Raw genomic sequence first — 25,106 nt, 5'->3', positions numbered from 1 at the left:
CGCAATTAAGCGATGATCTTAGCTACAACACCAGCACCAACTGTACGGCCACCTTCACGGATTGCGAAGCGCAGACCTTCGTCCATCGCGATTGGGCAGATCAGAGTTACTGTCATCTTGATGTTGTCACCTGGCATTACCATCTCTACGCCTTCTGGCAGTTCGATAGTACCGGTCACGTCAGTTGTACGGAAGTAGAACTGTGGACGGTAGCCTTTGAAGAATGGAGTGTGACGACCACCTTCTTCTTTAGACAGGACGTAAACTTCTGATTCGAACTTGGTGTGTGGAGTGATTGAACCAGGCTTAGCCAGTACTTGACCACGCTCTACTTCATCACGCTTGGTACCACGCAGCAGGATACCGCAGTTCTCACCGGCACGACCTTCGTCCAGCAGCTTACGGAACATTTCTACACCAGTACAGGTGGTCTTGGTAGTGTCGTGGATACCCACGATTTCTACTTCGTCACCAACTTTGATGATACCGCGCTCTACACGACCTGTTACTACAGTACCGCGACCAGAGATTGAGAATACGTCTTCGATAGGCAGCAGGAATGGCTTATCGATATCACGCTCTGGCTCAGGGATGTAGGTATCCAGTGCTTCTGCCAGTTCAATGATCTTGGCTTCCCACTGAGCGTCGCCTTCCAGAGCTTTCAGAGCAGAACCCTGAATTACTGGCAGGTCATCACCTGGGAAATCGTACTCAGACAGCAGTTCACGAACTTCCATCTCTACCAGTTCCAGCAGCTCTTCATCGTCTACCATGTCACACTTGTTCATGAATACGATGATGAAAGGTACACCTACCTGACGAGACAGCAGGATGTGCTCACGAGTCTGTGGCATTGGGCCGTCAGTAGAAGCTACTACCAGGATTGCGCCGTCCATCTGGGCAGCACCGGTGATCATGTTTTTAACATAGTCAGCGTGACCTGGGCAGTCTACGTGGGCGTAGTGACGAGTTGGAGTGTCATACTCGATGTGAGAGGTATTGATGGTAATACCGCGCTCACGCTCTTCTGGAGCGTTATCGATCGCTGCAAAGTCACGCGCCTCACCACCGTAAGTCTTAGACAGTACAGTTGAGATAGCAGCAGTCAGAGTGGTTTTACCATGGTCAACGTGACCAATGGTGCCCACGTTAACGTGGGGCTTGGAACGTTCAAATTTAGCTTTAGACACGATATATTCCTTTCTTTTCAGAAGAGTCCGGCGCTGCCGGACACCATCAATCAAAATAACAGTTAATGCCGTTACCTAAATCAGGTACGAGCTTCGATAACTGCTTTAGCAACGTTTTGCGGCGCTTCAGAGTACTTCAAAAACTCCATGGAGTATGAAGCCCGACCCTGAGTCGCTGAGCGCAAATCTGTTGCATAACCAAACATTTCAGCCAAAGGTACCACAGCTCGAATAATCTTGATACCGGCGACGCCGTCATCCATACCTTCGATAAGACCACGACGACGGTTCAGATCACCTACTACGTCACCCATGTAGTCTTCTGGGGTTGTCACTTCAACCTTCATGCAAGGCTCGAGCAACACAGGGTTAGCTTGCAGCGCCCCCTTCTTGAAGCCCATAGAACCTGCAACTTTGAACGCCATTTCGTTCGAGTCCACATCATGATATGAACCATCGAACAGAGTGACCTTCACGTCCAATACAGGGAAGCCGGCGACTACACCGTTCTTCATCTGTTCTTGGATCCCTTTGTCAACCGCAGGGATGTATTCCCTAGGAACAACACCACCAACGATTTCGTTGACAAACTCATAACCGGCACCCTCTTCACGAGGCTCCAGTTTCAGCCAGACATGACCGAATTGACCACGACCACCAGACTGACGCACAAACTTACCTTCCACTTCCACAGCACTGCGGATAGTTTCACGATAAGCCACCTGAGGTTTACCAACGTTACATTCAACGCTGAACTCACGGCGCATACGGTCGATGATAATGTCCAAGTGTAGCTCACCCATACCTGAAATCAGAGTCTGACCCGACTCCTCATCAGTCTCAACCCGGAAAGAAGGATCTTCCATTGCCAGCTTCTGCAGCGCAATGCCCATCTTTTCCTGGTCGGCTTTGGAACGAGGTTCCACAGCAATGGTAATTACCGGCTCGGGGAATTCCATCCGCTCCAGAATTACCTTATGGTCTGGGTCACACAAGGTGTCACCGGTTGTCACATCTTTCAGGCCGATAGCAGCAGCTATATCACCTGCGCGCACTTCTTTCAGTTCTTTACGGTCGTTGGCGTGCATCTGCACGATACGGCCGATACGCTCACGCTTCTCTTTTACAGAGTTGTAAACGGCTGAACCTGACTCCAGGACACCTGAGTAAACCCGGATAAAGGTCAAAGTACCCACAAATGGGTCTGTTGCGATTTTGAATGCCAACGCAGAGAAAGGTGCATTGTCATCAGAAACACGCTCAACTTCCTGTTCTCTATCATCGATGCCCTTAATCGCAGGAACATCAACCGGAGCAGGAAGGTATTCAACAACGGCATCGAGAACTGCCTGTACGCCTTTATTTTTAAAGGCACTACCACAGGTAGCCAGCACAATTTCGTTGTTGATAGTACGTTGACGAAGCGCTTTTTTGATCTCTTCTTCTGTGAGCTCACCTTCTTCAAGGTATTTGTCCATCAGCTCATCAGAAGCCTCTGCGGCACTCTCTACCAGGTATTCGCGCATTTCGGTTGCCTTGGCAAGCAAATGCTCTGGGATCTCTTCGTGAGTGAAAGTCAGGCCCTGGTCTTCTTCATTCCAGTTGATGGCTTTCATCTTGATGAGATCGATAACCCCGCTAAAGTTTTCTTCTGTACCAATATTCAATTGAATAGGCACACAAGTTGCACCGAGACGGTTACGGATCTGTCCTACTACGCGATCAAAGTCGGCACCGGCACGGTCCATCTTATTGACGAACACCAGACGGGGGACATGATACTTGTCGGCCTGACGCCATACGGTCTCAGACTGAGGTTCCACACCAGAAGAACCACAAAAGACCACTACAGCACCGTCAAGTACGCGCAGAGAACGCTCTACCTCAATAGTAAAATCGACGTGACCTGGGGTATCGATGATATTGATACGATGCTCAGTAAACTGGGCATCCATACCGCGCCAGAACGTAGTAACAGCCGCAGAGGTAATAGTAATACCCCGCTCCTGCTCCTGAACCATCCAGTCAGTGGTAGACGCACCGTCATGGGTTTCACCCATCTTGTGGTTTACCCCTGTATAGAACAGGACTCGCTCTGTGGTAGTAGTTTTACCTGCGTCAACGTGAGCACAAATACCTATGTTGCGATAACGCTCAATTGGAGTTGTACGAGCCACGATTATACCCTCTTGACTAAGATAAAAATCTTAGCAATGTCAGAGAAAGCGCGGGCAAGCCCGCGCCCGATATTACCAACGGTAATGAGCAAACGCTTTGTTGGCTTCTGCCATACGATGCACGTCTTCGCGCTTCTTAACGGCAGTACCTTTGTTTTCGGAAGCGTCCAGCAGTTCACCTGCCAGGCGCAGAGCCATAGATTTTTCACCACGCTTACGAGCAGCTTCAACCAACCAGCGCATCGCCAGTGCGTTACGACGAACTGGACGAACTTCACATGGAACCTGGTAAGTAGAACCACCAACACGGCGAGACTTAACCTCTACCGCTGGGCGAACGTTTTCCAGGGCTGCTTCAAGGATAACCAGATGCTCTTCGCCTTTCTTATCGGCTACAACATCCAGTGCTTTGTAGATAATTTTTTCAGCAGTCGACTTTTTGCCGTCCTGCATAATGACGTTGATGAACTTAGCCAGCAACTCACTTTGAAACTTTGGATCAGGTAGGATTTTACGTTGTCCTACTACGCGACGTCTTGGCATAACTATTCTCCGTATGCTTCAGGTATTTCCAAAACTGGAATTTATATTTAGCTTGGCCTTACTTAACGGAAAACCATTAAGACTTAGGACGCTTAGCACCGTACTTAGAACGAGCTTGGCGACGTGAAGTCACACCAGCACAGTCCAGGGCGCCACGAACAGTGTGATAACGCACACCAGGTAAGTCTTTAACACGACCACCACGGATCAGGATTACACTGTGTTCCTGCAGGTTGTGGCCTTCACCGCCGATGTACGAAGTTACTTCGAAACCGTTGGTCAGACGCACACGAGCTACTTTACGTAGTGCAGAGTTAGGTTTTTTTGGAGTAGTGGTGTACACACGAGTACAAACACCACGCTTTTGTGGGCACGCGTTCAACGCAGGCACGTTAGTCTTTTCGACTTTAGGTGCGCGAGGCTTACGTACCAACTGGTTTACAGTTGCCATGTATAGCTCCGAATCAGTTGATTTCAACTCAACAATAAGGTGTGAAAAATCTAATCCCACAATAGTGGGACGCGGAATTTTAGAAAGGTAAGGCTTGGCTGTCAAGAAATAGCCAACTTTTGCAGCGTATTCCAATGAAAAAGGCGCCTTTCGGCGCCTTTTGTAACATCTATGCTACTTATTCCTGACTGCCAGCCAGGTTCAACAGATCGGCCAGGTTCTGTTCGGCTTCGCTGGCGCTGATGCTAGGTGCTTCAGTCGCTACTTCACCGCGAGCCTGGTTACGGTTGTTGTGGTAAGCATAACCGGTACCGGCCGGGATCAGACGACCTACGATCACGTTCTCTTTCAGACCGCGCAGGTTATCACTCTTACCGCCTACTGCCGCTTCGGTCAGTACGCGAGTGGTTTCCTGGAACGAGGCCGCGGAGATGAAGGACTCGGTCGCCAGAGAGGCTTTGGTGATACCCAGCAGTTCGCGTTCGAACTTGGCCGGAATCTTGCCCTGCTCTTCCAGTTCGCGGTTAGCGATCTTGACGCGGGACACCTCAACCTGCTCCCCTTCGAGGAACTCAGAATCACCGGCTTCAGTGATCAGACACTTACGCAGCATCTGGCGAATGATCACCTCAATGTGCTTGTCGTTAATCTTCACACCCTGCAGACGATATACGTCCTGTACTTCATTCACAATGTAGTTGGCTACGTTGTGAATACCGCGCAGACGCAGAATATCGTGAGCAGACTCTGGACCATCGGCGATCACTTCACCGCGTTCGACTTTTTCACCTTCGAACACGTTCAGGTTACGCCACTTAGGGATCATCTCTTCGTATGGGTTACCGCCTTCAGCAGGGGTAATGACCAGACGACGCTTACCTTTGGTCTCTTTACCGAAGGAGATGGTACCGCTGATCTCAGCCAGAATCGCAGGCTCTTTTGGCTTACGGGCTTCGAACAGGTCAGCAACCCTTGGCAGACCACCGGTAATATCGCGAGTCTTGGACGATTCCTGAGGAATACGAGCCAGTGCATCACCAACGCTGATCTGAGCATTATCTTCCAGGTTTACGATCGCATTGCTGGGCAGGAAGTACTGCGCAGGTACGTCGGTACCGGGAATGGTCAGGTCATTACCGTTTTCGTCAACCAAACGGATCATTGGACGCATTTCTTTGCCGGCGCTTGGGCGCTGGGCCACATCCAATACCACGATGGAAGACAGACCGGTCAGCTCGTCGGTTTGACGCGAGATGGTGACACCGTCAATCATCTGCTCAAACTTCACATAACCCGCCACTTCAGTGATGATTGGGTGAGTATGCGGATCCCAGTTAGCGATGGTCTGGCCAGCGTTAACTTCAGCGCCTTCCAGCGTTTCGAGCACAGTACCGTAAGGCACTTTGTAGCGCTCTTTCTCACGGCCCAGTTCATCAATAATCGCCAGCTCAGACGAGCGCGATACGATAACCAACTTGCCATCGCTGTTCTTAACGAACTTGGCGTTATGCAGCTTCAGGTTACCGGCGTTCTTCACCTGAACGTTGTTTTCTGCAGAAGCCCTGGATGCCGCACCACCGATGTGGAAGGTACGCATCGTCAGCTGTGTACCAGGCTCACCGATTGACTGAGCAGCAACAACACCGATTGCTTCACCTTGGTTGATCAGGTGACCACGGGCCAGGTCACGACCGTAACACTTGGCGCAAACACCGAAGTCGGTATCACAGGAGATCACAGAGCGAACTTTAACTTCGTCAACGCTGTACTCTTCCAGCTTGTCACACCATGCCTCATCCAGCAAAGTGTTACGTGGCGCCAGGACTTCGTCGGAACCAGGATAGTAAACATCCTCGGCAACAACACGACCCAGTACCCGCTCACGCAGTGGCTCAACCACGTCACCACCTTCAATCAGCGGTTTCATGATCAGACCTTCGTGAGTACCACAGTCATCTTCGATAACGACCAGATCCTGGGCAACATCCACCAGACGACGAGTCAGGTAACCTGAGTTTGCTGTCTTAAGTGCGGTATCCGCCAGACCCTTACGAGCACCGTGGGTTGAAATAAAGTACTGCAGTACGTTCAGACCTTCACGGAAGTTCGCCACGATGGGCGTTTCGATGATAGAGCCGTCTGGCTTGGCCATCAGACCACGCATACCCGCCAACTGACGGATCTGAGCGGCACTACCACGAGCGCCTGAGTCGGCCATCATGTAGATGCTGTTGAAGGAAGCCTGTTTCTCTTCTTCACCATCGCGGTTGATAACCACTTCGGAAGACAGGTTTTCCATCATCGCCTTGGAGACTTTCTCGTTGGCGCTGGCCCAGATATCGATAACCTTGTTGTAACGCTCACCGGCAGTTACCAGACCAGACTGGAACTGTTCCTGGATTTCCAGAACTTCGGCTTCTGCGTCGGCAACCAGCTTGTACTTGGCTTCCGGAATTTCCATATCGTTGATACCGACAGAGGCACCAGAGATAGTGGCGTATTGGAAACCTGTGTACATCAGTTGGTCAGCAAAGATAACAGTATCTTTCAGACCCAGCTGACGGTAGCAGGTGTTCAGCAAACGGGAGATCTGCTTCTTGCCCATGTTCTGGTTAACCAGATCAAAAGACATACCGGCTGGCAGGATCAGTGACAACAGAGCACGACCTACTGTGGTGTCGACAATGCGGCGCTGCTGGGTGCGCTCACCGTTCTCATCGATATGAGTTTCGGTGATACGAACTTTAACCCGGGCGTGCAGCTCAGCGGCACCTGTGCGATAGGCTTTCTCGGCTTCGGCAACAGACTCAAAGGCCATACCTTCACCGCGGCCATTTACGCGCTCACGGCTCATGTAGTACAGACCCAGTACCACGTCCTGAGAAGGAGTGATAACCGGCTCACCGTTGGCAGGTGACAGAATGTTGTTGGTTGACATCATCAACGCACGGGCTTCCAGCTGGGCTTCCAGCGTCAGAGGCACGTGTACCGCCATTTGGTCACCATCGAAGTCGGCGTTATAAGCCGCACACACCAATGGGTGCAGTTGAATCGCTTTACCTTCGATCAGTACAGGTTCGAACGCCTGGATACCCAAACGGTGCAGTGTTGGTGCACGGTTCAGCATCACGGGGTGTTCGCGGATCACTTCATCCAGTACGTCCCAAACCTCGGCAACTTCACGCTCAACCATCTTCTTGGCAGCTTTGATGGTAGTGGCCAGGCCACGACCTTCCAGCTTGCCGTAGATGAATGGTTTGAACAGTTCCAGCGCCATTTTCTTCGGCAGACCACACTGGTGCAGACGCAGAGTTGGGCCCACGGTAATTACCGAACGGCCTGAGTAGTCAACACGCTTACCCAGCAGGTTCTGACGGAAACGACCTTGCTTACCCTTGATCATGTCGGCCAAGGACTTCAGAGGACGCTTGTTGGAACCGGTAATGGCACGACCGCGACGACCGTTATCCAGCAGGGCATCAACAGATTCCTGCAACATACGCTTTTCGTTGCGAACTATGATATCCGGAGCAGCCAGATCCAGCAGACGCTTCAAACGGTTGTTACGGTTGATCACGCGGCGATACAGATCGTTCAGATCTGAAGTCGCGAAACGGCCACCGTCCAGTGGAACCAGAGGACGCAGATCAGGTGGCAGAACCGGCAACACCTTGAGGATCATCCACTCTGGCTTGTTGCCTGAATGGTAGAAGGCCTCAACCAGCTTCAAACGCTTGGTGACTTTCTTGCGACGGGTCTCAGAGTTGATAGATGGCAGCTCTTCGCGCATCTGCTCAACTTCTTTCTCCAGATCGATAGCGCGCAGCAGTTCCAGAACCGCTTCGGCACCCATCTTGGCTTCAAACTCGTCACCATACTCTTCCAGCGCATCCAGGTAGGTTTCTTCGGTCAGCATTTGACCGCGCTCCAGGCTGGTCATGCCTGGCTCGATAACCACGTAAGATTCGAAGTAGAGTACTCGCTCAATATCACGCAGAGTCATGTCCAGCATCAGACCGATACGGGATGGCAGTGACTTGAGGAACCAGATGTGGGCAACTGGGCTGGCCAGTTCGATGTGGCCCATACGCTCACGACGTACTTTGGTCTGGGTCACTTCAACGCCACACTTCTCACAGATCACACCGCGGTGCTTGAGACGCTTGTACTTACCGCACAGACACTCGTAATCTTTGACCGGGCCAAAGATACGGGCACAGAACAGGCCTTCACGCTCAGGCTTGAATGTACGGTAGTTGATGGTTTCAGGCTTCTTAACTTCACCAAATGACCAAGAACGGATCAGATCAGGCGACGCCAGGCCGATCTTGATGCCTTCAAATTCTTCAGTCTTGCTTTGCTGTTTCAGAAACTTTAATAAGTCTTTCACGTTTCTCTCCTGAAGGAGTTAAACCCGGTGCCCCGCTCTCGCGGAGCACCAATTCGTTGCCAAACGCAGGCTTTAAACCGCGTCTTACTCTTGATCCAACTCGATGTTGATACCGAGAGAACGGATCTCCTTCAGCAATACGTTGAAGGACTCTGGCATTCCTGGCTGCATCTGATGGTTACCGTCAACGATGTTCTTGTACATCTGAGTACGACCGTTAACGTCATCCGATTTCACTGTGAGCATTTCCTGCAGAGTATACGCAGCACCGTATGCCTCCAGGGCCCACACTTCCATCTCACCGAAACGCTGACCACCGAACTGAGCTTTACCGCCCAGAGGCTGCTGAGTAACCAAGCTGTACGAACCGGTAGAACGGGCGTGCATCTTGTCATCAACCAAGTGGTTCAGTTTGAGCATGTACATGTAACCTACGGTCACAGGACGCTCGAACTGGTTACCGGTACGACCATCAAACAGATTCAGCTGACCGGAAGTCGGCAGACCTGCGAGCTCAAGCATCTGCTTGATCTCTTTTTCTTTGGCACCGTCGAAGGCTGGGGTTGCCGTTGGCAGACCATCCTTCAGGTGTTTGGCCAGACGCAGAACTTCATCATCGGTAAATGAATCGATATCCACGCGCTGCTTCACTTCATCGCCCAGTTCATAGACCTGTTTGATGTAGCCACGCAGTTCGGCCAGCTCACGCTGTTCTTCCAGCATGGCATTGATGCGATTACCAATACCTTTAGCCGCAGCACCCAAGTGAACTTCCAGTACCTGACCTATGTTCATCCGCGAAGGTACACCCAGAGGGTTCAGTACGATGTCGACAGGGTTACCCTGCTCGTCGTATGGCATATCTTCGATAGGACAGATCTTGGAGATCACACCCTTGTTACCGTGACGACCGGCCATCTTATCACCAGGCTGGATGGTACGCTTAACCGCCAGGTAAACCTTAACGATCTTCAGTACGCCTGGAGCCAGATCATCACCTTGGGTGATCTTGCGACGCTTGATTTCAAACTTCTTGTCAAAGTCGGCTTTCAGCTCTTCGTGCTGTTCAGCCAGCTGTTCCAGTTCGGTTTGCTTGGCTTCATCGTCGATAACCTGAACCAATACGTCTTTGCGTGGCAGTTCGGCCAATTTGGCTTCACTGAAACCGGCGCTCAGCAGCAGGTTACGGGCACGGCTCAGTACACCTTCTTCAAGGATCTTGAACTCTTCAGTCAAGTCCTTACGGGCTTGAGCAATGTGCATCTCTTCGATTTCGATGGCGCGCTTGTCTTTTTCAACACCGTCACGGGTGAAGACTTGCACGTCGATAACTGTACCCTTCACTGAGTTAGGTACACGCAGAGAGCTGTCTTTAACGTCAGACGCTTTCTCACCGAAAATAGCCCGCAGCAGTTTCTCTTCCGGAGTCAGCTGAGTTTCACCCTTAGGCGTTACCTTACCAACCAGAATGTCACCGCCTTTAACTTCGGCGCCGATGTAAACGATACCGGATTCATCCAGCTTGCTCAGTGCAGACTCACCTACGTTAGGGATGTCGGCAGTGATCTCTTCGCTACCCAGCTTGGTGTCACGGGCAATACAGGACAGTTCCTGAATGTGGATAGTGGTGAAACGGTCTTCCTGCGCTACGCGCTCGGAGATGAGGATGGAATCCTCAAAGTTGTAACCGTTCCATGGCATGAAGGCCACGCGCATGTTCTGACCCAGAGCCAGGTCGCCCAAGTCGGTTGACGGACCATCGGCCAGCACGTCACCACGCACCACAGGCTCACCTACGCTACAGCATGGACGCTGGTTGATGCAGGTGTTCTGGTTGGAGCGAGTGTACTTGGTCAGGTTGTAGATATCGATACCGGCTTCGCCTGGGCGCAGCTCATCTTCGTTAACCTTAACCACGATGCGGCTGGCATCAACATAGTCGATCACGCCGCCACGTTTGGCAGCCACAACCACGCCTGAGTCAACAGCCAGTGTACGTTCAATACCTGTACCCACCAGAGGCTTCTCTGACTTGAGTGTTGGTACAGCCTGACGTTGCATGTTTGCACCCATCAATGCACGGTTAGCGTCGTCGTGCTCAAGGAATGGGATCAAAGATGCCGCCACAGAGATGATCTGCTGCGGAGATACGTCCATATACTGGATATCTGAAGCGCGCATAAAGGTAGATTCACCCTTGTGGCGACAGGCAACCTGCTCTTCCACAATGCGGCCTTCGTTGTCGAGCTCGATGTTGGCCTGTGCAATCACATAGCGACCTTCTTCGATGGCTGACAGATATTCCACTTCATCGGTAACCACACTGTCGATCACCTTGCGATAAGGTGTTTCCAGGAAGCCGTATGAGTTGGTACGGGCAAAGGTAGACAGTGAGTTGATCAAACCAATGTTTGGACCTTCAGGAGTCTCAATTGGACACAGACGACCGTAGTGAGTTGGGTGCACGTCTCGAACTTCGAAGCCGGCACGCTCACGGGTCAAACCGCCAGGACCAAGAGCCGAAATACGGCGCTTGTGAGTCACTTCTGACAGCGGGTTGTTCTGATCCATAAACTGCGACAGCTGAGAAGAACCGAAGAACTCCTTCACTGCGGCAGAAATTGGCTTGGCGTTGATCAGATCCTGAGGCATCAGCTCGTTCAGATCGCCCAGAGACAGACGTTCACGTACTGCGCGCTCAACACGTACCAGACCGACACGGAACTGGTTCTCGGCCATTTCGCCAACGCTACGGATACGACGGTTACCCAGGTGGTCGATATCATCGACTTCATCAAAACCGTTACGGATTTCGATGATCTTCTTCATTACGGCAACTATGTCTTCTTTGGTCAGTACACCGGTACCTTCGTTCTCGTCGATTTCGAGACGACGGTTGAACTTCATCCGGCCCACTTTAGACAGGTCATAGCGCTCTTCGCTGAAGAACAGATTCTGGAACAGAGCTTCGGCTGCATCCTTGGTTGGTGGCTCGCCAGGACGCATCATGCGATAGATTTCAACCAGCGCTTCCAAACGGTTGGTGGTTGAGTCAATACGCAGGGTGTCAGAGATATAAGCACCGTGATCCAGCTCATTGATGTACAGAGTGCTGATCTCTTTGATACCGGCCAGTGACAGATTGGCCAGGTCTTCCAGGCTGATCTCGTTGTTGGCAGTAACCAGTACTTCACCTGTGTCAGGATCGATATAGTCCTGAGCCGCAACTTTACCAACAATATACTCAACCGGGACTTCCAGTTCAGTGGTGTTGGTTTTTTCCAGTTGGCGAATATGACGGGCAGTGATACGACGGCCCTTCTCTACCAGCACAGTGCCTTCTGAGTCCTTGATGTCATAGCTGGCAGTTTCGCCACGCAGACGCTCAGGAACCAGTGTCATGACCAGAGAATCTTTCTTGATCTTGAAGTCAATACGCTCGAAGAAGATGTCGAGGATATCCTGAGTAGAATATTCCAGGGCACGCAGAATGATGCTGGCAGGCAACTTACGGCGACGGTCGATACGTACAAACAACGCATCTTTAGGGTCGAACTCGAAGTCGAGCCATGAACCGCGGTAAGGAATAATACGCGCGTTATACAGCACTTTACCTGAGGAGTGTGTCTTACCACGGTCGTGGTCGAAGAACACACCTGGGCTACGGTGCAACTGAGATACGATAACACGCTCAGTACCATTGATAACAAAGGTACCGTTTTCAGTCATCAGAGGGATATCCCCCATATAGACTTCTTGTTCTTTAATATCTTTTACAGTGCCGGCGGCAGCTTCACGATCATACAGCACCATGCGCAGCTTAACGCGCAGTGGAGCGGAGTATGTCACACCGCGGATTTGACACTCTTTCACATCAAAAACAGGCTCGCCCAGCTTATAGCTGACGTACTGCAGTTCTGAATTACCAGAAAAGCTCTTGATGGGAAAAACGCTACGGAAGGCGGCCTCTAGGCCACGCTCACCGGTAGGATCTTGATCGGTGAACTTCTTAAAAGAGTCTAACTGAATAGACAACAGGTAAGGGATGTCCAATACCTGTGGACGCTTACCGAAGTCTTTGCGAATACGCTTCTTTTCAGAATAGGAGTAAACCATGGGTTTCCTCTGCTTGCGAGATGTGACCAAGACTGAATCAACACAGTTAATCCAGCACGTTTGCCCATCACCGTTGATGGCAAGAACCTAACCAATAATCACTGCTAGGGACTGCAAAATCTGGCGACAAACGGTGAAAAAAATCGCCAACGCTTACAGCGCAAAAAAGGCCGACGGTCAAAAAACCGCCAGCCTCCACCCAATTGGCTTGGGTGATTGTAAGTCAGTATGACTTACTTGATCTCTACTTGAGCACCAGCTTCTTCAAGATCTTTCTTCAGAGCTTCAGCTTCTTCTTTAGAGACGCCTTCTTTAACAGCTACTGGAGCAGATTCAGCCATAGCTTTGGCTTCTTTCAGACCCAGACCTGTGGCACCACGTACAGCCTTGATCACAGCAACTTTGTTGTCACCGTGAGAAGTCATAACTACGTCGAACTCGGTTTTCTCTTCAGCAGCAGCAGCTTCACCAGCGCCGCCAGCAACTACTGCAGCAGCAGCAGATACGCCGAACTTCTCTTCCATAGCTTCGATCAGTTCAACAACTTCCATTACAGACATAGCTGCAAAGGCTTCAAGGATTTGGTCTTTAGTGATAGACATAACAAATGTTTCCTATTGTTCTGAATTCAATTCTGTTAAGCAGCCAGCTTGAGATTAAGCGGCTTCTTGTTTTTGATCGCGCAGAGCGGCCAGAGTACGAACGAACTTGCCAGCAGATGCTTCTTTCATAGTCATCATCAGCTGTGCCAGTGCTTCTTCGTAAGTTGGCAGTTTTGCCAAACGATCAATGTCAGCTGCAGGGATGAATTCCCCTTCAAAAGCTGCACCTTTAACTTCGAAAGCGGCTTGCTCTTTAGCAAAGTCTTTTAACAGACGAGCTGCAGCACCTGGGTGCTCGTTAGAGAAAGCAATCAAAGTTGGGCCAGAGAACACCTCTGTCAGACACTCAAAAGCAGTGCCTTCTACTGCGCGGCGAGCCAGAGTGTTACGTACTACACGTACATACACACCGTTTGCGCGAGCAGTCTTACGCAGAACTGTCATAGCACCTACAGTTACACCGCGTGAATCGGCGACAACTGCAGAAAGCGCACCTTTGGCAGCTTCGTTGACTTCAGCAACAATCGCTTTTTTGTCTTCGAGTCTTAATGCCATTGGCTTTACTCCTGGATTCTACCTGGGGAATCCCCCAGTGTTTACCATACTGAATACAAACGTACTCAGTTACTTACGGTGCAGATAATCCAGCAGAAATAAATCTATCTGGGGCCTGACACCGTCTACGCAGGAAATTAAGTATTCCAGACGGTCAACACCTGCGGTCTTGGACGGAAACCCATCAGAGTGAAAACACCCGTCATAGGTTCCAACCCACAAAAGTGCGCGCATTATAGGCTAACACGCGCATTTTGTAAAATTAGCTAGCAGCGTCCAGAGTGTTCTGGTCGACAGCTACACCTGCACCCATAGTGGTGGAGATGCTTACCTTCTTCACATACTGACCTTTGGCTGCAGCAGGCTTAGCCTTTCTCAGTGCAGACAGCAGTGCTTCCAGGTTTTCTTTCAGTTGAACAGTTTCGAAGTCCACTTTACCGATAGTAGTGTGGATGATACCGTTCTTGTCGTTACGGTAACGAACCTGACCTGCCTTGGCGTTCTTAACAGCTTCGGCAACGTTAGGAGTTACAGTACCGGTTTTAGGGTTAGGCATCAGGCCGCGTGGGCCCAGAATTTGACCCAGCATACCAACAACGCGCATTGCATCAGGAGATGCGATAACTACGTCGAAGTTCATTTCGCCGGCTTTCACCTGCTCAGCCAGATCTTCCATACCTACCAGTTCAGCACCAGCTTCTTTCGCAGCTTCGGCATTGGCACCTTGAGTGAATACAGCAACACGTACTTCACGACCGGTACCGTGTGGCAGCACAGTAGCACCACGAACGTTTTGGTCAGATTTACGAGGATCAACACCCAGGTTAACGGCAACGTCTACGCTCTCAACGAACTTGGCAGTAGCCAGTTCTTTCAGCAGAGCTACAGCTTCGTTGATGTCGTATGCTTTGGTTACGTCCACTTTCTCGCGGATGGTGCGCATGCGCTTAGTCAGCTTTGCCATTATATTAGTCCTCTACTACCAAACCCATGGAACGCGCAGTACCTTCGATTGAGCGAATCATCGCTTCAATGTCAGCACCAGTCATATCGGTTGCCTTGGTTTCAGCAATCTCCTGAACCTGGCTACGCTTGATAGTACCCACTTTCTGAGTGTTAGGGCGGGCAGAACCTGACTTCAGGCCAGCGGCTTTCTTCAGCAAGAAGGCTGCAGGTGGAGTCTTGGTTTCGAAAGTGAATGAGCGATCATTGTAAACAGTGATCACTACTGGAATTGGCATACCTTTTTCGAACTTTTCAGTACGAGCGTTGAATGCTTTACAGAATTCCATGATGTTCACACCTTTCTGACCCAGAGCTGGACCAACTGGTGGAGACGGGTTTGCAGCACCGGCTGCTACTTGCAGCTTGATGTAAGCTTCAATTTTCTTTGCCATCTGACATTTCCTCAGTTTGGGTTCAAACGCTCAGGCAACATGCCTTGAGCTCCCCGAAAACAACGGGTGCGGATTATATAGAAATCCGCACCCGTTGCCAAACGGATTTTGTATTTTATTTAATCAGGATTTTTCGACCTGATTGAAGTCCAACTCAACCGGAGTTGAGCGGCCGAAGATCATCACAGACACCTTAACGCGGTTCTTGTCATAATCCACTTCCTCAACAGTACCGTTGAAGTCGGCAAATGGACCATCGGTAACCCGAACCACTTCGCCGGGTTCGAACATAACGCGATGAGTCGGAGAATCAGTCGTCTCCTGCAAGCGACGCAGGATAGCCTCGGCTTCCTTATCAGAAATAGGTGCTGGGCGATCTGAAGTACCACCAATAAAGCCCATCACTCGAGGAATACTCTTCACCAAGTGCCAGCTTTGATCGTTCATTTCCATCTGTACCAGCACATAACCGGGGAAGAACTTACGCTCACTCTTGCGGCGTTGGCCGGCACGCATTTCCACGACTTCTTCGGTAGGAACCAGTACTTCGCCGAAGAACTCTTCCATACCATGCATTTTGATGTGTTCAAGCAAAGACTTACATACACGGCCTTCATAACCGGAAAAAGCCTGAACCACATACCATCTTTTCTTAGCTTCTTTAGCTTCAGTCATTCTAGTGCCTATACGCCAGTAATAAAGTTGACAATGCGCAGCAATACCGCATCCAATCCCCAAAGGATCAAGGCCAGGATACCTGTCGCAGCCAGTACGATAAAGGTGGTATTCAACGCCTCTTGGCGAGTAGGCCATACAACTTTGCGCACTTCGATTTGTGACTCACGGGCAAAGGCCAATGCTTGCTTACCCTTAATCGTTTGCAGGGCTATAAAACCTGCAATAGCAAATACGACAACCACACCCGCTGCGCGGATTGGCAGAGTGAAGATTTCACTGTCGTTGTACATCTGGTTGCCAACAATCGCTGCAGCCACCAGTAGTATAGCTACTACCCACTTTACGATATCCAGAGAGTTGCCCTGGTTTTCAGTATTTGTTGTCATCGGTTAATTCCGTTACTCATTACGACCTGAGCCTAGGGACAGCTGAGTAAGTTTAAGGCTTAATTCAGCGCCAGCCCGCTTTCGAACTCGCCCCTGACGAGAATTCTCCGGCTCAGGGCACAAAAATCGGCCATAGATTGTATTCTTAATCAACTTTGTTATCAAGGATACACGGGGCGAAACCAAGAGAAAGCCGGACTCTTTGTGTCAGTTAACAAAAAACACAGTTAAGCGCCTTGATGCCAAGAACCAAATCCAGGACCAATACTTTTCCCAAAAAGGCTCGAAAATCAATTCGTCCGCTCGGAAACAATAAGCTACCGAGTTTTCTATCTGTTCGAGAGTGTAACATCAAGCATGCAACTGGTTTCCTGCTCGCCTCACTAGCCAACCTTTAAATGGACCACTTTACGATCCGGTTTGAGTGTCCGGCGGACACCCGAATAGCCAAATCGGTCACTTTTTAAGGAAAGAGGACACTAGTGCGGACACTTACTTCAAGATGGCCGCAAGAATAACAAATATAAACAATGTGTTATTGCTTTGGCATGTTTTCTGCTTTAGGTGGTAAGAGAAACAGCCATCGACTGGCGTTGTGGAACTCGCCGGCCGCGGCTCTTTGTCACTATCTTGCTGATGGGCCATCGCTGATGAGCCATCACCCCCTCCTTGGGGACCCTCTTCCCGACCGCAGGAAGCGCCCGCTGTAATGGCCCGGCCATTGGCGCTCCTGCTCCTTTTTTAAGGTCGCTCACCCCGGCATAACTGCGGACTTGGCAATCAAACTCAGTTTGGCGCGCTTACTCAGCTTTTTTACCGCCATTTCCCGCCGCAGGGCATCACCGTGGCTGCCAATCTCTTCACGATAAACGAGTTGCAAAGGCCCGCGACCGCGCAGATATTTGGCGGCTTTGGGGCCGCCACTCTGATGCTCCTGCAGGCGCCGGGGCACATCCTTGGTGATCCCTGTGTACAGTTCGCCCCCGGCGCAGCGCAGGATATACAACTGCCAGTTATCACCACTCATTCCAGTCCCAACAGGCCGAGGAAGAAGGCATATTCCAGCGCGGTATCTTCAAATTGCCGGAAACGTCCGCTCTTGCCGCCATGGCCGGCCTCCATATCCGTCTGTAACAACAGCAGATTGTCGTCCGTCTTGTAGTCCCTGAGTTTGGCCACCCACTTGGCTGGCTCAAAATACTGCACCTGAGAGTCGTGCAGCCCTGTGGTCACCAACAGATGCGGGTAGGCCTGATGGCGAATGTTGTCATAGGGCGAGTAACTCAACATATAGTCAAAGTAGGACTTGTCATTGGGGTTGCCCCACTCATCATATTCATTGGTCGTCAGCGGAATCGACTCATCAAGCATGGTGGTTACTATATCCACAAAGGGCACATGGGCGGCCACCGCCAGGTAAATATCCGGAGCCTGATTGACCACGGCGCCCATCAATAAACCACCGGCACTGCCACCGGCGGCAACTACTTTGCCGGGTGCGGCATAACCCAGATCCAAAAGTGCCCGGGTAGTGTCTTCAAAGTCATTGAAACTGTTTCGTTTATTAAACAGCCTGCCATCATCATACCAAGGCCTGCCGAGCATCTCTCCGCCCCGGACATGGGCAATGGCATAGACCACGCCACGATCCAGTAGGCTGAGAATAGAGGCATCGAAATCCGGCTCTATGATATGGCCGTAGGCACCATAACCGTACTGATACAGTGGGTTGCTGCCGTCTTTACGGAACTTGTCCTTGCGATACACCAGAGTCACGGGCACCTGGGCAGCGTCACGGGCCGGGATCAGCAAGCGCTCGGCCTGATAGTTGCCGGGCTCGAAGTCCCCCAAGACTTTTTCCTGCTTGAGCAGTTTGCGCTCGCCCGGCTTATCCAGTTGATAGCTGTAAATACTCTCGGGGGTAGTCGGGCTCGAGTAATATAACCTCAGTTCGCGACTGTGCTGGCTGGGATTGATATCCAGACCAACCACATAGGCCGGGTCATCAAAGGTCAATTCATAGCCCCGGCTGAGATCGGTATGGGGATAGACCTTGATATGGCTCAGCCCCTTTCTGCGGCTCTGTACTATCAGATAATCGTCCAGCAATAACAGGTCTTCGAGGCGCACCTCGGGATCATGGGCCAGCACCTGTTGCCACTTGCGCTTGTCGCCGGCATCGGCAGCCGTGGTTTTCATCAGCCTGAAATTGGTCGCCTGCCAGTTGCTAAGGATGAAAAATTCATCTCCTCGTTTGGCGATGCTGTATTCGTGGCCCTCTTCCCGCGGCAGAAACGCCCGGAATTCGCCGAGCGGGGCGTTGGCATCGAGCAGGGAAACTTCACTGGTCGTGGTGCTCTCGTGGTGCAATACAATCAGGGATTCATCCAGACTCTTGCCGAGGGAGATATAGAAGGTATCGTCCTGCTCTTCATAAACCAGCAGATCCTCGCTCTGAGGGCTTCCCAGCTTGTGCCGGAAAACCTGGTATCCCAGCAGGGTCTGTGGGTCTTTGGCGATATAGAACACATAACGGTTGTCATTGCTCCAGACCACCCGGCCATCGACGCCCGTCAGCTTGTCGGCAAGCTGTTCACCTGTGGCAAGATCTTTAAAATAGACGCTGTAAATACGGCGGCTGAGGGTATCCTCGGCAAAGGCCAGTATCTGCTCATCCGGGCTGACAGACACTCCGCCCAGAGCGTAAAACTCCTGCCCCTCGGCGCGCCGGTTAACATCTAGCAACAACTGCTCTTCACCATTGAATTCACGGCTTCTGGCGATCACCGGATACTCCAGCCCAGCCTCGAAACGGCGATAATACCAATGGTTATGCCAGCGATATGGCACGCTGCTCTCATCCTGCTCCAGCCTGGAGGTCAGCTCTTTAAACAGTTTCTGTTTCAGCGGTTCCCAAGGTTTAAGACGCGCGGCGGTATAGGCGTTTTCCCGCTCCAGATAGTCGATAACGTCCGGAGCCTTACGTTCATCGTCACGCAGCCAATAATAGTCATCTGTCCTGGTCACACCGTGGAGACTCATGGTGTGGGGACGTTTTTCGGCAACCGGTGCCACCAGCTTATTTTCTGAATTCATTCCACTGCATCCGCACAGCCACAAGGCTGTGCCTAAAACCAACATCAGGGATCCTGCTCGACTCATCACTTTTCCTTAGGGAATTCTTGCAAAGAACTAGGGCCATTTGCTGCGAACCACGCCTTGCATCCAGGCCCGTAAGCCGACGCAGAGCACACATGGGACTTGTTCGCACCTTCCTTAGCCTGAGAAGCATTAATATCAGCGGCCTACTCCCTCGACTACAGGCCGCCTGCATATAGTGACGCCGACCGGCGCCAACGGCAAGCCCTGCCATCTAAGCCCTACTCTCAAAGGCTCCCCTTCACCCGCAGAAAATGTGACCCTGTCCGCTTGTCATTTGTATGTAACAGGCGCATGCTGTTGCCGCCTGCCACATATAAGTGACGGGTCAATTCTCAGGGCGGGGTGAAATTCCCCACCGGCGGTAAATCATGTCAGCGACATGAAAGCCCGCGAGCGCCCGCCAGATTCTGGCGGGGTCAGCAGATCTGGTGTCATCACGACCTAGCGTGACTATTCCAGAGCCGACGGTGTTGCCATTTAGATGGCTCAGTCCGGATGAAAGAGAATCAGATTGCCGCCAGGCGATCCGCTTAGTGATACGTCTCTGCCAGCGGCAGAGAGGCCACTATTCCTTTCTTTGCCCTGATTCTGGAAAACCCAAGCCGTAATTTAAGGATTTTTACCATGAATCAGTCATTATTAGCGCCTTTTGGCACCCCGATTGAAAGAGTCGAAACCGCCCTGGAAGCACTGCGTCAAGGCCGCGGTGTTTTGGTGGTCGACGATGAAGACAGAGAAAACGAAGGCGATCTTATCTTCGCCGCCGAGAGTCTGACCAACGCCCAGATGGCGATGCTGATCCGCGAATGCAGCGGCATTGTCTGTCTTTGCCTTACCGACGAGAAAATCAAGGCGCTGCAGTTGCCGCCCATGGTGGAAAACAACTCCAGCCAGTTCGGCACCGCCTTTACCGTAAGCATTGAGGCCAAAGTCGGAGTCACGACAGGGGTTTCCGCTGCCGACCGGGTGACGACTATCAAGACCGCCATTGCCGACAACGCCAAACCGGAAGACCTGGCCCGCCCAGGACACGTCTATCCGCTGCGGGCTCAGCCCGGTGGTGTGATGACCCGCCGCGGTCACACAGAGGGCACTGTGGACTTGATGCAACTGGCAGGCCTAAAACCCGCCGGAGTGCTGTGCGAGGTGACCAATCCGGATGGCACCATGGCCAGACTGCCACAAATCATTGCCTTTGGTGACAAACACGACCTGCCGGTTCTTTCCATCGAGGATATTGTCAGCTATCGCGAATCTCTGCTGGCCAACGCAGGCTAATAAACCAGCACTCTCTAACTATTTAATCAAAAGCGGCTACATAGCCGCTTTTGATTTAAACAAACCAGCAAACTAGGTTACAACAAGGCTTACATTAACCCTTTTCTTTTTAAGGTTTATTTTCGTGACCTAGATTAGAAATCCTTGAATAACGGGTCGCCCCCTGATAGGCAATATGTTACTTATCGAGAGTTATTGCCTGTATCCCAATAGCTTACAGGCAGGTCTTTATCAGTTAGGATTTCGAGGAGAGCCATAGGTGTTAAGCCAACTGAGCCTAAAGCGCAAATTACTCTTGTTTGCCTTAGTGCCTGTTTTGGTTCTCAGCCTACTGGGTTGTGTGCGTTTATTTGAACTGCTGCATAACTATCGTTTGGCCAACCAAAGTTATCATGCCGTCGAGGTAGGGCGTCGCCTGGCCGATCTCATCTACGAATTGCAGCAGGAACGTGGTCTCAGCGCCGCCTATATCGCCTGCGATGGTAAGTGCTTTACCGATAGTCTGCAGGTGCAGCAGCAGCGGGTATCGGCACAGATAACCGCCCTGCAAAACTCTCCCCACTTATTGCAACTCCCTGAACAACTGTCTCCTACGGCCCAGCATCTGCTACAAACCAAACTGGAAGCTCTGCGGCTCGGCAAGCAGGCTCTGGAAAACAACCGGCGCGAACTATTGAGCCGCGACGAAAGCGACGCACTGAATTTCTATTCCGACTTTAACTACGAACTCCTGCTGGGTATAGCTAATCTGCAATCCCTGTCAAGCAATGTACAACAGGCCAGAGCCTATGCCGACCTGGCTGCACTATTGCGGATTCAGGAATTGGCGGTGCGCGAGCGCGGCCTGATCAACGGCATGCTGCTGAAACGTCAGTTTGATACCGACAGTTATGAACAGCTGTTGGCATTAATAACAGAGCAAGATCAGAGCATAGATCTGTTCCGGGCCAGTGCTATAGCAGAACACAAACAACGCTTGCAAACCATGCTGCAGGATAATAAGAGTCGGGCATTGAATAACGTCAGGGAACAACTGCGCCAACAAGATGCCATCACGCGCCAGGCACACAAGTTCAGCTCCCAGCTGGGTTATGGCGGCCTATTGCATGAGTTTAAAAACTTTCTTCTTCGGGGAGAAAGCAGGTACCAACAAGGCTTCTATAGCAAACTGGAATCACTGGAGCAGATCCTCAACAAACTAAGCTCAAACCGGGTGCTCTCTAATACACAACAACAGGCGATCGCCCAAATCGAGGACAAACTCAACGAATATCGCCACAAGATGCAGCTGATAGCATCCATGCAAAGCCGGGGGGCCAAGGTGAAAGAGATAGACTCCCTGGTGCAGATTTCCGACGAGCAGATGCTCGATGCTCTGAAGGCCCTGACCCAACCCAAGCCACCTGTGACTCCCGAAGTCTGGTGGCAGTTGGCCAGTGAAAGGATCCGCCAAATGGATGCCATAGCCGACAGTATTTCCGATGATATTCTCAATCTTTCCAACGCTCAGCGCGCCCAATCGCTGCGCCTTATTGCCCTCTATCTCCTTTCAGCCGCCGTCACTATCGGCCTGCTGTTGTTTCTTGGCCGGGCCCTGAGTCACAATCTGCTCAGGCGTATCTATGCTATAGCCAACAACATGCGCTTGATGACCAAGGATCCTAATCTGGATCTGGATATCAAGGTCGAGGGTAAGGATGAATTGGCCGACATGGCCAAGGCTCTGGGACAAATGCTTAATGAAAGGCAAAAATCCTATCAACAGTTGAAACAGGCCGCTGCGGTATTCGACTACTCCGGCGAGGGGATTGTCATCACAGATGCCAATAACCGTATTGAACTGGTCAACCCGGCATTCAGCCGCATTACCGGTTACAAGCTGGAAGAGGTCAAGGGCAAGAATCCTTCAATACTCAACTCCTATCGCCACGATGATGCCTTCTTCAGTAATATGTGGGATAGCCTGCTGACCAATAACAAATGGGAAGGCGAGATCTGGAATAAGCGCAAAGACGGTGAAATTTATCCTGAGTACTTGGCCATCACCCTGGTTAGAGACGATAACAACAATATACTCAAACACATAGGTTTGTTTGTCGATATCAGCCACCGTAAAAAATACGAGCAGGACATCTGGTATCAGGCTCATTTCGATATTCTGACCAAGCTGCCTAACCGCAAGATGTTCAACGAGCGGCTGCACCACGAGCTGTTACAGGCCCGTATTCATGGTCACAAACTGGCAATTCTGTTGATCGATCTCGACAGGTTCAAATATATCAATGATGTACTGGGCCACAAACGCGGTGATCTACTGTTACAACAGGTGGCGAGAAGATTGGAGTCACTCCCGGATGAACAGAAGTTTGTCGCCCGCATAGGGGGCGATGAATTTGCCGTGATCTTGCCACACTATAAGAATGATGCCGCCCTGACAGCAGTAGCCGACAGAGTAAAAGCCCTGTTCGGCAATAGCTTCGATATCGATGGTCAGGACACCCTGATCTCGGTCAGCTTTGGTATAGGTGTCTATCCCGAGGACGGCGATGACATAGATGCCTTGACCCGCAACACAGAAACCGCCATGTACAGCGCCAAAGACAACGGCCGCGACAACTACCAGTATTTCACTCCCAGCATGAACGCCAGCATGCTGGAGCGCTTGCAGTTGGAGCAACATCTAAGAAGCGCCGTGTTGCATCAAGAGTTTTGCTTGCATTATCAACCCATAGTTTCTATGGAAACCGGCCAAATCACCTCTGTCGAGGCGTTGATACGCTGGAATGACCCCGAATATGGCTGGGTTTCGCCGGAGAAATTCATTCCTATCGCAGAGAACAACGGCCTAATAGAGCCGATAGGCGAATGGGTACTGGAACAAGCACTGAAAGACCTAAGCCATTGGCATGCCAAGGGAATAAAGCTGGATATGGCGATCAACGTCTCCAGCCGCCAGTGTATCAATGTCAGTGGGGTACGCTTCGACACCTTGCTGGCCGACGCCATCAAACGTCACGGCATAGCCGCCGAGAGACTGCACATAGAAATCACCGAATCCATGTTGCTGGACGACAGTCCCCATTGTTTGGAGGTGCTCAACAGCATTCGCCAACTCGGGGTGACGATTCATATGGATGATTTTGGAACCGGCTTCTCCTCCTTGAGCTATCTGCGTAAGTTCCCTATCTCAGTGATCAAAATCGACAAAAGTTTTGTCGATAATGCCTTGGTGAATGAGGCCGATGCCAGCCTGGTGCGGGCAATAGTCATGATGGGCAAGAGCCTGGACTTACAACTGGTGGCAGAAGGCATAGAGACCCGCGCGCAATGGATCTTGCTCAAGTCCATGGGCTGTGATTTTGGCCAGGGCTATCTGCTTTCAAGACCGCTGCCGGCCAAGAGCCTGACTCCGATCCTCGCTCAGGGTGAAACTTTCATTCGTCAGCTTCTGGCATAAAAAAGCAGCCTTAAGGCTGCTCTTGTCATCAGCGGATAGCCTTAAGCCATCTGTGCATTCATCACTGTCTCGCCACCTTCGCTCGCCAGTTGCATCAGGTCCTTGTCCACCAGGAACAGCGCCTTGCCATCCTCGCCCACCAGGCGGATCTTGTCGACAATCGACTTGAATAGCTTCTCTTCTTCGTGCTGCTCGGCCACATACCACTGCAGGAAGTTGAAGGTAGAATAATCTTGAGTCGTGAAGGCGGTATGAGCCAAAGCATTGATCTTGCTGGTGATCAGCTGCTCGTGCTCGTAAGTGTACTCGAACAGGGACAGCAGGGATTCAAAATTGGCCTTTGGAGCTTCAATGGCGCCCAGCAGAGGCATGCCACCGGTTTCACTCACATAGGTGAACAGACGGCGCATATGCTGCATCTCTTCATCGGCGTGATCCCGCAGGAACTTGGCCGCGCCTTCAAAGCCTTTGTCTTCACACCAGGCGCTCATCTGCAGATACAGGTTAGAGGAGAAAAACTCCATATTGATCTGCTCGTTCAACTTATCAATCATGGCTTGTGCCAACATATCCTTGCCTCTCATTTCGGGTATCTGTTTCATGGGCGCTATTGTTATCAAGGGACACAACAAATGCAAGAATCTTTACCTAACGCAATGATTTATAATGAAAACACTTTTCATTTAACTTGAATTCTCATTTGCTATTTGGCGCAATCCGCTGA

At 51.1% G+C, this 25,106-nt stretch carries 17 protein-coding genes and 1 riboswitch; of the genes, 2 read left to right on the top strand and 15 right to left on the bottom strand.

Annotated features, from left to right (window positions below; all coding sequences use genetic code 11):
• Positions 1-5: 5 nt before the first annotated feature.
• From tuf to ACMHXE_RS15775, 14 genes are all read right to left on the bottom strand, one after another.
• Positions 6-1,190 (bottom strand): elongation factor Tu, encoded by a 1,185-nt coding sequence (gene tuf, locus ACMHXE_RS15840; RefSeq protein ID WP_071239068.1) that lies wholly within the window; start codon positions 1,188-1,190, stop codon positions 6-8.
• 80 nt (positions 1,191-1,270) lie between these two features.
• Positions 1,271-3,367, bottom strand: coding sequence for an elongation factor G (gene fusA, locus ACMHXE_RS15835; protein ID WP_025012040.1), 2,097 nt, complete (start codon positions 3,365-3,367; stop codon positions 1,271-1,273).
• Positions 3,368-3,439: 72 nt separating this feature from the next.
• Entirely contained in the window at positions 3,440-3,910 is a 471-nt protein-coding gene (rpsG, locus tag ACMHXE_RS15830; RefSeq protein ID WP_025012041.1) for a 30S ribosomal protein S7, read from the bottom strand.
• A 76-nt stretch (positions 3,911-3,986) separates the two neighbouring features.
• The gene (gene rpsL / locus ACMHXE_RS15825; protein WP_025012042.1) at positions 3,987-4,361 is read right to left on the bottom strand and encodes a 30S ribosomal protein S12; all 375 of its coding nucleotides are present in this window, start codon (positions 4,359-4,361) and stop codon (positions 3,987-3,989) included.
• Between the two features lie 178 nt (positions 4,362-4,539).
• A complete protein-coding gene (rpoC, locus tag ACMHXE_RS15820; protein WP_039034636.1) occupies positions 4,540-8,751 on the bottom strand; it encodes a DNA-directed RNA polymerase subunit beta' in 4,212 nt (1,403 codons plus the stop codon).
• Positions 8,752-8,835: 84 nt separating this feature from the next.
• Positions 8,836-12,867, bottom strand: a complete 4,032-nt coding sequence (rpoB, locus tag ACMHXE_RS15815; RefSeq protein WP_101055852.1) for a DNA-directed RNA polymerase subunit beta — start codon at positions 12,865-12,867, stop codon at positions 8,836-8,838.
• 233 nt (positions 12,868-13,100) lie between these two features.
• Positions 13,101-13,469: a 50S ribosomal protein L7/L12 gene (rplL, locus tag ACMHXE_RS15810; RefSeq protein WP_039034634.1), complete on the bottom strand. Its 369-nt coding sequence runs from the start codon at positions 13,467-13,469 to the stop codon at positions 13,101-13,103.
• Positions 13,470-13,523: 54 nt separating this feature from the next.
• Entirely contained in the window at positions 13,524-14,024 is a 501-nt protein-coding gene (gene rplJ, locus ACMHXE_RS15805) for a 50S ribosomal protein L10 (protein WP_039034633.1), read from the bottom strand.
• A 262-nt stretch (positions 14,025-14,286) separates the two neighbouring features.
• The gene (rplA, locus tag ACMHXE_RS15800) at positions 14,287-14,988 is read right to left on the bottom strand and encodes a 50S ribosomal protein L1 (RefSeq protein WP_039034632.1); all 702 of its coding nucleotides are present in this window, start codon (positions 14,986-14,988) and stop codon (positions 14,287-14,289) included.
• Between the two features lie 4 nt (positions 14,989-14,992).
• Positions 14,993-15,421: a 50S ribosomal protein L11 gene (gene rplK / locus ACMHXE_RS15795; RefSeq protein WP_101095066.1), complete on the bottom strand. Its 429-nt coding sequence runs from the start codon at positions 15,419-15,421 to the stop codon at positions 14,993-14,995.
• Between the two features lie 123 nt (positions 15,422-15,544).
• Positions 15,545-16,096: a transcription termination/antitermination protein NusG gene (gene nusG / locus ACMHXE_RS15790; RefSeq protein ID WP_025012047.1), complete on the bottom strand. Its 552-nt coding sequence runs from the start codon at positions 16,094-16,096 to the stop codon at positions 15,545-15,547.
• An 8-nt stretch (positions 16,097-16,104) separates the two neighbouring features.
• The gene (gene secE, locus ACMHXE_RS15785) at positions 16,105-16,485 is read right to left on the bottom strand and encodes a preprotein translocase subunit SecE (protein ID WP_039034630.1); all 381 of its coding nucleotides are present in this window, start codon (positions 16,483-16,485) and stop codon (positions 16,105-16,107) included.
• A gap of 751 nt (positions 16,486-17,236) precedes the next feature.
• Positions 17,237-17,512 carry a GIY-YIG nuclease family protein gene (locus ACMHXE_RS15780; protein ID WP_165565940.1) on the bottom strand — a complete coding sequence of 92 codons (276 nt, stop codon included), beginning with the start codon at positions 17,510-17,512 and terminating at the stop codon, positions 17,237-17,239.
• Positions 17,509-19,647: a S9 family peptidase gene (locus tag ACMHXE_RS15775; RefSeq protein ID WP_413732764.1), complete on the bottom strand. Its 2,139-nt coding sequence runs from the start codon at positions 19,645-19,647 to the stop codon at positions 17,509-17,511. Before ACMHXE_RS15775 ends, ACMHXE_RS15780 begins: the two co-directional genes overlap by 4 nt.
• Before the next feature lie 324 nt (positions 19,648-19,971).
• A riboswitch (FMN riboswitch) is annotated at positions 19,972-20,158 on the top strand.
• Between the two features lie 113 nt (positions 20,159-20,271).
• On the opposite strand from ACMHXE_RS15775, the gene ribB reads away from it, so the two are divergent.
• Both ribB and ACMHXE_RS15765 read left to right on the top strand, forming a co-directional pair.
• A complete protein-coding gene (ribB, locus tag ACMHXE_RS15770; protein WP_025009206.1) occupies positions 20,272-20,925 on the top strand; it encodes a 3,4-dihydroxy-2-butanone-4-phosphate synthase in 654 nt (217 codons plus the stop codon).
• Positions 20,926-21,184: 259 nt separating this feature from the next.
• Complete coding sequence (locus ACMHXE_RS15765) at positions 21,185-24,382, top strand: EAL domain-containing protein (RefSeq protein ID WP_165565938.1); 3,198 nt, start codon at positions 21,185-21,187, stop codon at positions 24,380-24,382.
• 41 nt (positions 24,383-24,423) lie between these two features.
• Here ACMHXE_RS15765 and ftnA read toward each other — a convergent pair whose 3' ends face one another.
• Positions 24,424-24,951, bottom strand: coding sequence for a non-heme ferritin (gene ftnA / locus ACMHXE_RS15760; RefSeq protein WP_028780740.1), 528 nt, complete (start codon positions 24,949-24,951; stop codon positions 24,424-24,426).
• Positions 24,952-25,106: the final 155 nt, after the last annotated feature.

The sequence above is a fragment of the Shewanella sp. BJSY2023SW007 genome (assembly GCF_047314525.1).
Classification (GTDB): Bacteria; Pseudomonadota; Gammaproteobacteria; order Enterobacterales; family Shewanellaceae; genus Shewanella; species Shewanella chilikensis.
This window is presented reverse-complemented; position numbering and strand designations above follow the sequence as displayed.

Coding starts and splice junctions, on each gene's coding strand:
- rpsG (WP_025012041.1), bottom strand. CDS start 3,910: ATGCCAAGACGTCGCGTAGTAGGACAACGTAAAATCCTACCTGATCCA.
- rpsL (WP_025012042.1), bottom strand. CDS start 4,361: ATGGCAACTGTAAACCAGTTGGTACGTAAGCCTCGCGCACCTAAAGTC.
- rpoB (WP_101055852.1), bottom strand. CDS start 12,867: ATGGTTTACTCCTATTCTGAAAAGAAGCGTATTCGCAAAGACTTCGGT.
- rplL (WP_039034634.1), bottom strand. CDS start 13,469: ATGTCTATCACTAAAGACCAAATCCTTGAAGCCTTTGCAGCTATGTCT.
- rplJ (WP_039034633.1), bottom strand. CDS start 14,024: ATGGCATTAAGACTCGAAGACAAAAAAGCGATTGTTGCTGAAGTCAAC.
- rplA (WP_039034632.1), bottom strand. CDS start 14,988: ATGGCAAAGCTGACTAAGCGCATGCGCACCATCCGCGAGAAAGTGGAC.
- rplK (WP_101095066.1), bottom strand. CDS start 15,421: ATGGCAAAGAAAATTGAAGCTTACATCAAGCTGCAAGTAGCAGCCGGT.
- nusG (WP_025012047.1), bottom strand. CDS start 16,096: ATGACTGAAGCTAAAGAAGCTAAGAAAAGATGGTATGTGGTTCAGGCT.
- secE (WP_039034630.1), bottom strand. CDS start 16,485: ATGACAACAAATACTGAAAACCAGGGCAACTCTCTGGATATCGTAAAG.
- ACMHXE_RS15780 (WP_165565940.1), bottom strand. CDS start 17,512: ATGAGTGGTGATAACTGGCAGTTGTATATCCTGCGCTGCGCCGGGGGC.
- ACMHXE_RS15775 (WP_413732764.1), bottom strand. CDS start 19,647: ATGAGTCGAGCAGGATCCCTGATGTTGGTTTTAGGCACAGCCTTGTGG.
- ribB (WP_025009206.1), top strand. CDS start 20,272: ATGAATCAGTCATTATTAGCGCCTTTTGGCACCCCGATTGAAAGAGTC.
- ftnA (WP_028780740.1), bottom strand. CDS start 24,951: ATGTTGGCACAAGCCATGATTGATAAGTTGAACGAGCAGATCAATATG.